General features: G+C 66.2%; 8 protein-coding genes. 4 read left to right on the top strand and 4 right to left on the bottom strand.

Features of this window, described 5'->3' with window-relative positions; genetic code table 11:
- Positions 1–41 precede the first annotated feature (41 nt).
- A protein-coding gene (locus RTQ83_RS12065; RefSeq protein WP_312514684.1) for an IS3 family transposase occupies positions 42–1,402 on the top strand; the annotation gives its coding sequence in 2 pieces (ribosomal slippage) (positions 42–510 and positions 510–1,402; 1,362 coding nt in all).
- A gap of 79 nt (positions 1,403–1,481) precedes the next feature.
- On the opposite strand, the gene RTQ83_RS12060 is transcribed toward RTQ83_RS12065, so the two are convergent.
- The 4 genes from RTQ83_RS12060 to tssE all read right to left on the bottom strand — a co-directional run bounded on the left by RTQ83_RS12060 (position 1,482) and on the right by tssE (position 5,487).
- Positions 1,482–1,889 (bottom strand): DUF2750 domain-containing protein, encoded by a 408-nt coding sequence (locus RTQ83_RS12060; RefSeq protein WP_290417831.1) that lies wholly within the window; start codon positions 1,887–1,889, stop codon positions 1,482–1,484.
- A 114-nt stretch (positions 1,890–2,003) separates the two neighbouring features.
- Positions 2,004–3,101, bottom strand: coding sequence for a type VI secretion system baseplate subunit TssG (gene tssG, locus RTQ83_RS12055; RefSeq protein WP_312514675.1), 1,098 nt, complete (start codon positions 3,099–3,101; stop codon positions 2,004–2,006).
- The gene (tssF, locus tag RTQ83_RS12050; protein ID WP_312514673.1) at positions 3,065–4,927 is read right to left on the bottom strand and encodes a type VI secretion system baseplate subunit TssF; all 1,863 of its coding nucleotides are present in this window, start codon (positions 4,925–4,927) and stop codon (positions 3,065–3,067) included. Before tssF ends, tssG begins: the two co-directional genes overlap by 37 nt.
- A 14-nt stretch (positions 4,928–4,941) precedes the next feature.
- Positions 4,942–5,487 carry a type VI secretion system baseplate subunit TssE gene (gene tssE, locus RTQ83_RS12045; protein WP_312514671.1) on the bottom strand — a complete coding sequence of 182 codons (546 nt, stop codon included), beginning with the start codon at positions 5,485–5,487 and terminating at the stop codon, positions 4,942–4,944.
- 185 nt (positions 5,488–5,672) lie between these two features.
- Between tssE and tssK the strand changes: the two genes are divergently transcribed.
- From tssK to RTQ83_RS12030, 3 genes are all read left to right on the top strand, one after another.
- Entirely contained in the window at positions 5,673–7,061 is a 1,389-nt protein-coding gene (tssK, locus tag RTQ83_RS12040; protein WP_312514669.1) for a type VI secretion system baseplate subunit TssK, read from the top strand.
- Between the two features lie 10 nt (positions 7,062–7,071).
- Positions 7,072–8,631, top strand: a complete 1,560-nt coding sequence (locus RTQ83_RS12035; protein ID WP_312514667.1) for a hypothetical protein — start codon at positions 7,072–7,074, stop codon at positions 8,629–8,631.
- 128 nt (positions 8,632–8,759) lie between these two features.
- Positions 8,760–9,494 carry a DNA-binding protein gene (locus RTQ83_RS12030; RefSeq protein ID WP_312514665.1) on the top strand — a complete coding sequence of 245 codons (735 nt, stop codon included), beginning with the start codon at positions 8,760–8,762 and terminating at the stop codon, positions 9,492–9,494.
- Positions 9,495–9,536: the final 42 nt, after the last annotated feature.

The raw sequence follows: 9,536 nt of genomic DNA, 5'->3' as shown, positions 1-9,536 counted from the left end.
TGAACTGACCCCGAAAAGTTGGAACGACTTTTCGGGGTTTTATTTTGAAGTACACGGAACAGTTCAAACAGAAAGCGGTTGACCGATACCTTGAAGGTCACAAAGGATACAAGCTGGTTGCCCGCGAATTCGGCATCGCAGCGCCGATGCTGCGTAGATGGGTGCTGTGGTACCGAACACATGGTACAGCTGGTCTTACAACGAAGACGGGCCAATACAGCGCCGAGTTCAAGCTGACTGTGCTGCAGCACATGTGGGACAATGCGCTGTCCAATACCAAGGTTGCTGCCGTTTTCAATCTACGAAGTGTTCAGTCCGTTGCCAATTGGGAGCGGCGCTACCGTGCTAACGGCGCACAAGCGTTAGAACACGCTAGAAAATCATTGCCCATCGTGTCCCAAACCTCACCGACTCCTGCAACACCTTCGCCTGACGACGACAAGCGTACCCGTGACGATCTGCTCAAGGAAAATGAACGTTTGCGCATGGAGGTGGCTTACCTAAAAAAGGTCGATGCGTTGCTGCAGGCAAGGAAGAACTCAGCAACGCGGAAAAAGCGCAAATCGTAATTGCACTCCTGCCTGTCTTCGCGCTGGAAGGATTGCTGGAGGTAGCCGGGCTGGCCCGGAGCACCTTCTACTATCAAGAAAAGGCGCAGCAAAAGCCGGACAAATACGCGGACCTGAAAGCTCTCATCAAGAGTCGCTTCGATTACCACAAAGGACGCTATGGATACCGGCGCATCACGATGGAGTTGCGCCGTCTGGACCACGTCGTGAACCATAAGGTCGTTCAGCGGCTGATGGAAGAGCTTGGGTTGAAGTCGCTTGTCAGGATCAAGAAATATAAGTCGTACAAGGGTGAGGCCGGACGTATCGCGCCTAATGTCCTGAAGCGTAAATTCACGGCGAAACGCGCCAACCAGAAGTGGGTAACGGACGTCACGGAGTTCAAGGTCGGCGACAAGAAGGTGTTCCTCTCGCCGGTAATGGATCTGTTCAACAGTGAGATCGTCGCTTTCACGACCTCGCTACGGCCAACCTTTGAACTGGTCAGTGGCATGGTCAAGAACGCCATTGAAACGCTGGGGCCAGAGGATACGCCGATGCTTCACTCAGACCAGGGCTGGCATTACCAGATGCCCGCGTATCAAAAGATGCTGAGCGAGCGCGGCATGGTTCAGAGCATGTCGCGTAAGGGAAACTGCCACGACAATGCAGCAATGGAAAGCTTCTTTGGCACGCTGAAGTCTGAGTATTTCTACCTCAACAAATTTTCGAGCATCGAGCAGTTGGAAAGCGGAGTAGCAGAGTACATCCGCTATTACAATTACGAGCGCATTAAGCCTGACCTAAGTGGGCTCAGTCCTGTTGAGTACAGGATCCAAGCCTCTATGGTCTAGAACATCAACCAATCCCACAAATTGGGGTCAGTTCACCTTCGCGGGAATGACGGTTTTAGGATACGGGCTACGGCTACCGCTAGGTCCTGCGCAACTCGTCTTCCAGATCCCCGATCAGCTCCGCCACCGTCGGCGTAATGCCCTTGTCGCCCGGCGTATAGAACACCCCCGGCAACACGCTGTCTTCTTCCAGCTGCGGCAGCAGTTCGTCGAGCAGCTCTTCGAGCGAGAACGCCTGGGCGTCGTAGCCGTCCCATTCGAATTCGGCGCACAGGCTGGCATAGTCGCTCGACGGCCACATCGGAAACACCAGGGTGCCGTCGTCGGTCTTGGCCAGCGCCCAGCCCTGCTGGTACAGGCCCCAGACTTCCTGCGAATCGGCCACGCGCTTGACGAAATACTCGTAGCGCGCAGGGCCCGGCAGCGTGACGACGGCCGCCAGCTGCTGGGCGCCCAGCTTGATCGCCGAGAGGATACGTTCGCTCATCACCATTCCCGTTGTTTGAGGCGCAATGCCTGACAGGCCTACAGGATACGCCATCGCGGCCGGTGCGAGCGTTTCTTGCGAACCGTGCGCGCCTTGCACGGCCTGATGCAGGCGTCAGAGCGCTGCGCAGTGCAGGCCGTAGCGCACGTCGTGGCGGTCGCCCGGCGCCGCGTCCAGCACCAGGAAGGCGTCCCAGCCCAGGCGGCCCGGACGCACCTCGTCGAGGGTGGTGTTGCGCACGTCGGCGGCGCGCAGCACCAGTTCGATCTCGTATTCCAGCGCCACGCCGGTGAACAGCGCCAGCACGCTGTTCAGGGCGCGCGCCGCCAGCCCGCCCGGCAAAAAGGCCTGGAAGCGCGCATGCGCCAGCGGTCCCAGCGTCAGGCGCAGGCGCAGCGAGCGCTGCCAGATGCGCGCCCCGGCGATCGCGCGCGAACCGAGCACCGCGTTCTCTTCGCCCAGCACGGTCTGCTGCGCCGCCGGCACGGCGTACCAGGCGCCGATGAACTGCTCGGCCATCACCGGCTGCCCGAAGTAGTCGGACAGCACGCGCGCCAGCTGCACCGCCGACACCGGGCGATGCCGGATCGAGGTGGCGAAATAGCCGATCGATTCGTCCAGCACCGCGCCCTGGCTGCTGCCGGCCAGGCGGCGCTGCAGCGCGGCGTTGCCCAGGCCGGCCAGGCTCAATAGCAGCGGCAGGAAGGCGTCATTGCCGTCCAGGCCATACTTGAAGGCGAGCCGGTACTTGCGCCAGGCTTCGTAGAACAGCGCCAGCGAGCGGTTCGAGAAAGCGTCGAGGAAGGCGCGCGCGCCGTCGTCCTCGAGTTCGTTCTTGTGCCGGGCCTGGTGCTCGGCCAGGCGCTCGGTGTAGTGCGCCGGCAGCACGCCGTTACCGCCCAACAGGCCCATGAAGGCCGGGGTCAGGCGCACGTAGCGCAGCGTACCGTCGCGCGCGGCGTCGTTCAGGGCGCCGGCGCTGCGCTCTAGTGCCGGCTCGGTGGCGATCGCCTCCAGTTGGCTGGGCGGGAAGCCGAGCGACAGCGAATTCTGGAAACGCAGCAGGCGCGGCAACAGGTTGCGGGTCGGCTGGCCGCGCCGTGCCAGCCACAGTTCGAGCAGGCGCACCGCCTGGAAGAACTCGAAGCGCCACGGCTCGTGGAACAGGCGTTCGATTACAGCAGGCTCAAGTCGCCGCTTCTGGGTGGGCATCGCAGCAGCTCCTCTCCGGATTGGTGGGACACGATCACCAGCTGGGTGAAGCTGTTGGCATGCACGTACAGCGCCAGGAAGCGCTCGACGATGTGGGCAAACGCGTGGATGCCGCTGCCGACGAAGGCTTCTTCATCCGCCGTCAGCCTGACTTCGATGCCGCGTACCAGGCAGTTGAAGGGGTTCCCCGACAGCCAGGTGCTGGTGGCCTGGTAAGCGATCGCCGCGATGCCGCCGATCTGGCGCGTCGAGGCGGGAGAACGCGGCAGGTCGTGCAGCGCCAGCATCTCGCGGAAGGCGTCGACGCCGCCGTCGGCCAGCGACAGGTGGTTCAGCGCCAGCAGCGAGATCAGGCGCCAGTGCGCTGCGCGGCCGCGCTCCCCGTTCGCCACGCGCCAGGTGGGACTCGGCTTGCGCAGGAACGAGAGCGCCTTGGTGCTCGAACCGCCTTCCAGGAACAGGTCGCCGCCCGGCTGGCCATAGGCCAGGGCGGAGGGCAGGTCGCGGTTGGTGCAGGTCAGTTCCAGGTTGAGGGTGGAGGTTTCGACTTCGGCCGGGTCAAAGTCGATGTCGACGATCGAGATCTGGGTCTCGAAGCCGGGGCTGCGCTCGGCCAGCGATTCGTCACGCCGCATGGCCCAGTAGTGGCCGCTCTGCTGCGGCGTCTGCGCGTGGCGCAGCGAGTAAAACGGCTGGAACTCGACCACGGTCTCGCCCTGCGCCGTCTGGCGCACCAGGTTCACCGACTCGATCGCGTTCACCTCGAAGGCATAGGCACGGCGCGCGTCGGCCAGCACAGGATAGCTGGCAGTGGCATGGGTCAGGCGGATCGGCTCGCCGCGCTGGCGGAACAGGTTGATCACCGGGGTGCAGCCGGTGAGCAGGTTGTTGGTCGAGAGCGTGCCGAGCATGCGCGCCAAGTTGGAGTCGCTGCGGATGCCGCCCAGCGCCAGGTGCAGGGTCACGGTGCGCGCGCCAGGGGGGGCGGCGGCGGCGATCGCGGCCAGGTCGAGGTCGATGAAGTTGAACTTCTCGGGGAAGCAGAAGTATTCGGTCAGCAGACGGTAGGCGGTGTGCGAGCGCGCCGGGAAGTCGATCAGCGCTTCGTCTTCGCCGAAGCCGGCGCTGCGCACGGGAATGGCGGGCAGCGCGGTCCAGCGTCCGCGCGCAGCCGCACCATGGGCCTCCACGTAGGCACCCACCGCGCGCACCAGCAGCGCGTCGCGCAGGGCGGCGCAGAACGACGGCTCGCCATCGAGGAACAGGCGCAGCGCCGGCACGCCGAGGGCGGCGATGCCGCCCTGGTCGGCGCTGCAGGCTAGGGTCACGCTGATGCACGAGGTAGCGTTGCCGGGCAGGCGCACCGCATCGGGCGCGTTGATGATCGGCGCGAACAGCGCCGCGCGCACTTCGAGCGGCGCCACCGTCACCGGATACACGGTGCGGAAGGTGCAGGCCACGCCGCGCACCGGGCGCGTGGTCAGGCGCGTGCCGCGCGCCATCACGCTGGCACCGGTCTGCCGGCGCGCGGCGGCGCCGACGTCCAGCTGCGCGATCGAGCACGACGGAAAAGGGCGCAGGTAGTGCGGATACAGCACCTCGAACAGCGCCTCGGTGAATTCGGGATAGTCGTCGTCGAGGCGCTTGGCGATGCGCGCGTTGAGAAAGGCGAACGACTCGATCATGCGCTCGGTGTGCGGGTCTTCGCACACTTCGCCGCTGATCATGAGGCGGCCGGCGATGCGCGGATAGCGCTCGGCGAAGTCGCGCAGGCTGCGGCGCAGCCAGGCCAGTTCGCTTTCGTAGTAGGGCAGTAGTTGTTCCACGCATTGGCTCCGAATTAGGCTCCGATGGCGGCGGCGGTTGCGGGTGCGCCGGCGCCCGAGCTGGAGGCAGCGGAGGCGCTACGTGCAGTCTTGCGCGCACCGCTAGAACGGATGCTGTACTGGAGCGTGGACGGCTGCAGCACCGCGTCGAAATTCACCGGCTCCTGCGACACGCTGGCCACCAGCAGCGCGGTGATCGAGAAATCCAGCCGGTTGACCGATTCCTCGCGCACTTCGAGCGAGGCCTTCACGTTGCGCAGGCGCGGCTCGTGGCGCGCGATGGTGTTCTCGATGCAGGCGCAGATCGCGGCGCGGTCCGAGGGACTCGACAGCGAGCGGTCGGCGAAGTCGCACAGGCCGTAGCCGACCATCGATTGCTCGCATTCCGGATACGCCTTCAGGCCGTCGTCCGGAATCGTCGAGCGCGTGTTGAGCAGCGCTTCCAGGTCGCGCGCCACCGCATCCTTGAGTTCCTCGATCGTCAGGCGCGCGGCGACGACGCCGTTGCGCACCGGCAGACCGAGCAGGCGGTCGAACAGGTCCGGTGTGTATCCCTTCATGCTTGCCCCCTTGCCGTTGCGCGGTGAGTGTTGCTTTCCGAAACCAAATCGCATCCTGCCACGGGGTCTTGCGCCAACCTTTGATCAAGTTCACATGCGCAATTGCGTCGCGTCGTTATCGTGTTCTACGGCAAGTCCACCACACCCTCCCTTTCAGACGCAACGAGACAAGCGAGCGACACCACATGACCAGCAAAGTTCTCTGGGGCGAAGGCCTGCTGCTTCGCCCGCAGCATTTCCAGCGCCAGGACGCCTATCACGAGCACAGCCTGCAGCGCAGCATCAAGGCGGTCCATCCCTATGCCTGGGGCGTCGAGCTGTTCGAGTTCGACCGCGAAGCGCTGGCCAGCGGCATGCTGCGCGTGCTGGGCCTGGCGCTGCGCTTCCAGGATGGCGAACTGTATGACGCGCCCGGCAACGACGAACTGCCGGCCACGGTCGACCTGACCCAGCTGCCGCAGTCGGCGCAGGGCGTCACCTACTATGCGGCGCTGCCGATCCTGAAGCCGTTCAACGCCAACTTCGTGCCGCCCGGGCAGGCCGCTACGCAGCCTTCCACGCAACCTGCCGCGCAGCCAGCCACGCAGTCTGCCAACGCTGCCCGCTACGTGCAGGCCAACCAGGAGACGCCCGACCTCTACACCCAGGCGGCGCCGGTGCAGCTGGCCTACCTGAAACGCGCGGTGCGGCTGGTGTCCGAGTTCGAGCCGCGCGACGCCTACATCCACTTTCCGCTGCTACGTGTGCGGCGCGCCGCCACCGGCGGCTTCGAGATCGATCCGGCGCTGGTGGCGCCGACGCTGTCGCTGGGCGCGGCGCCGGTGCTGTTCCAGTCGCTGCGGCGCCTGCTCGATGCGCTGCAGGCGAAAGTCGGCGCGCTGTACGGCCACCACCGCGAACCGACCCGCAACGTGATCGAATTCCGCTCCGGCGACATGTCCTCGTTCTGGCTGCTGCACACGGCCAGTTCGGCCTACGCCGCGCTGTCGCACCACTTCCACCACCCGGGCCTGCATCCGGAACGCCTGTTCGAAGCGCTGCTCGACGTCGCCGGCGGCCTGATGACCTTTTCCAAGAGCTGGACCCTGGCCGACCTGCCGCAATACCAGCACGGTGACCCCGGCCCCGCCTTCGCCAAGCTGCACTCCATCATCCGCGAGCTGCTCGACACCGTGATCTCGGCCAAGTACTTCGGCATCGCTCTCTCCGAGGTGCGGCCCTCGTACCACATCGGCATGCTCGACTCGGGCAAGATCGACGACGACACCACCTTCTATATCTCGGTCGGCGCCGACATCCCGGCGGTGGAACTGGTCGACGTGGTGCCGCTGCGCTTCAAGGTCGGCGCACCGGACGACGTCGAGAAGTTCGTGCTGTCGGCCCTGCCCGGCGTGCGCCTGCAGTACACGCCGCAGCCGCCGGCCGCGATCCCCGTGCGGCCCGACACCTGCTATTTCATCCTCGAGTCGAAGGGGCCGATGTACGAGCGCATGCTCAAGGCGCAGTCGATCTCGGTGTACGTCCCGGCCGGCATGAAGGAACTGCGGCTCGAACTGCTGGCCGTCGCCGGCTGAGGAGAACATCATGGGTACAGCGTCCGGTCCGGCCCGCGGCATCTTCGCGGCTTATTACGTCCCTTCCGGCCGCATGCCGCTGCGCGCCGTCACCTTGACGCTGCGCTGCATCGCGGCTGCGATTCCGGCGGCCTGGATCTATGCCTGGCTGACGATCCACATGCCGCTGCTGGTGCTGAACGTCGGCCTGGCGCTGGTGTTCGCGCTCGGCATGGGCCTGGCGACGCGCTATGCGGCGCGCTGCGGCCGCGCCAGGAATCCGGTCTGGATGGGCCGCCTGGGCATGGCGCTCGGCCTGGCCGCCTGGTATGCGCAGGCGGCGGCCTGGATCGCGATCCTCGAAACCGGCGCTGTTCCGCCGGCGGCGCACCTGGCGAATTTCGCCGGCATGCTGGCCGACCCGCCCCACGTGCTGCGGGTGGCGCTCGACGTGATCGATGCCGGCGCCTACAGCATCGCCGGCATGCACGTGCGCGGCGGTCCGCTGGTGGCGATCTGGCTGGCCGAACTGGCGCTGCTGGCCGGTGTGCCGTACGCGCTGGGCCGCATGACCGCCGCCGAACCGTTCTGCGAAGAGAGCGGCGGCTGGATGCCGGAAACCGAGCTGCCGCGCAAGTTCGAATACATCGACCGCCCGGCGGCGGCGGCCGCGCTGCTGGCCGAGGAACCGGACCAGTTCTTCTCGGTGGTCGAATCCTGCCCCCAGGCCGCGCCTGAGCGCTACGCCGTGCTGTACCTGTACCGCGGCCGCGGCGACCCGTATGTCTCGCTCAAGAACGTCACGGTGCGGGTCGACCAGCAGGGCAAGCGGCACATGTCGAAGGAACTGGTGATCGACTACCTGCGCCTGCCCGGCATCGACCCGGAAGCCGTGCTGCGCCACGGCGCCGACGCGGGAAATGCGGCCGACGGCGCCGAAGCGCTCGACCCGCCCGAACTGCAGGAAGCCATCGCCCACCTGGAAGCCGAACGTTTCGAGACCGCCCTGGCGCTGGCGCTGCCCCATGTGGGCGCGCGGCCGGACGGCCTGCGCATCGACGCCGTGCGCCTGTGCGCCCTGTGCTGCGCGCGCCTGGGCCGCTGGGACGAGTCGCTGCGCTACTGGAGCATGCTGTTCGGCGAGGAGCGCACCGCCCACAACGCCCTGAACGTCGGCACCAGCTTCGCCATGAGCGGCGACCCGGCCCACGGGAGCGACTGGATCGCACGCTCGCGCGCGCTGAACCTGACCTCGCGCGAAATGCCGGACCTGCAGATCGTCACCAACTTCATCACCGCCCTGACCCGGTCCGGCCACATGGCGCAGGCGCTGCCCTACCTGGACGAGGTACGCGCGGTGTACGTCGCCCTGCGCAACACCGATCCCGGCTTCCTGCATACCCGTCACGTGCCGCTGTTCGGCGTATTCCTGGACCACAGCGCGCCGGTGGTGCAGGCAGTGCTCGGCGCCGAGCGCGCTCGCGCCTGGTATGGCGCGATGCTGCCGCAGCTCGACCAGCGCGGCAGGGACGAGCTGACCGCATGGCTGGAACACCACGCGGGCGAGCTCGTTATCACCGAGACAGCATAGGCTTGAGAAGCGCGGCGAAAGCGCGACAGTCCGGCAACTATCGACGGCCGGCGGCATGTCATCAATGTTTCCATGAAGTATCATACGAAGTTCGAACAACGAACCTTCTACGCTGAATGAAAACCGATATGGCAGGCCTGGACGTGACGCGCGACGACGTGGTCGCGGCCGCCGAGACCCTGCAGCAGGACGGCGCGCCGGTCACCATCGATGCGGTGCGCGCAGCGATCGGCGGCGGTGCGGTCACCACCATCCACACCCACCTGGCCGAATGGCGCGCCGGCCAGGCCGCCCCGGCGGCGCCGGAAGCGGTACTGCCGCCCGCGCTGCTGGCTGAACTGAGCCGCTGGGCCCAGGACTATGCCCAGCAAGCCGGCGCTGGCACGCGCGACGCGCTGGCGCGCGCCGAGAGCGACAACGCGGCGCTGCTGCGCAGCGGCGAACAGCTGGAAAGCGAACGCGCCGCCCTGAGCGACGAGATCGCGAGCGCCGACGCCGCGCGCGTGCAGGCACAGCTGGTGGCCGACGAACGTAATGAGGAAATCGACCGCCTGAACGCCGAGCTGCGCAATGCGCGCCAGGTGGCGGCCGACGCCCTGGTCGGCAAGGCCAAGGATCAGCTGGCGATCGACGGCAAGGACGCCCAGCTGGCCGAGCTGCGCCAGCAGATCGAGCGCTACGTCGGTTCGACCGCGGCCGATTCGGACGCGCGCCTGGCGGCCCAGATGGAACTGGTCGGCATCAAGACCGAACGCGACAACCTGGCGCAGGAAGTGAAGGATTTGCGCAGCCAGCTCGATGCCTCGCGCAGCGAGCGCAGCAACCTGCGCGCGGAACTGGAAGTGCTGCGTTCACGCAAATAAGACGCGCACATCAAGCAGAATGAAAAACGGCCCCGGTGCTTG

Source organism: Massilia sp. (genome assembly GCF_031995545.1).
Classification (GTDB): Bacteria; Pseudomonadota; Gammaproteobacteria; order Burkholderiales; family Burkholderiaceae_D; genus Telluria.
The sequence above is the reverse complement of the archived record's forward strand: the minus strand, read 5'-3'. Positions and strand labels throughout refer to the sequence as shown.

Excerpts from the sequence above, each read along its gene's own strand:
- tssE (WP_312514671.1), bottom strand. The coding sequence starts at position 5,487 with ATGAAGGGATACACACCGGACCTGTTCGACCGCCTGCTCGGTCTGCCG.
- tssK (WP_312514669.1), top strand. The coding sequence starts at position 5,673 with ATGACCAGCAAAGTTCTCTGGGGCGAAGGCCTGCTGCTTCGCCCGCAG.
- RTQ83_RS12030 (WP_312514665.1), top strand. The coding sequence starts at position 8,760 with ATGGCAGGCCTGGACGTGACGCGCGACGACGTGGTCGCGGCCGCCGAG.
- RTQ83_RS12035 (WP_312514667.1), top strand. The coding sequence starts at position 7,072 with ATGGGTACAGCGTCCGGTCCGGCCCGCGGCATCTTCGCGGCTTATTAC.
- RTQ83_RS12060 (WP_290417831.1), bottom strand. The coding sequence starts at position 1,889 with ATGAGCGAACGTATCCTCTCGGCGATCAAGCTGGGCGCCCAGCAGCTG.
- tssG (WP_312514675.1), bottom strand. The coding sequence starts at position 3,101 with ATGCCCACCCAGAAGCGGCGACTTGAGCCTGCTGTAATCGAACGCCTG.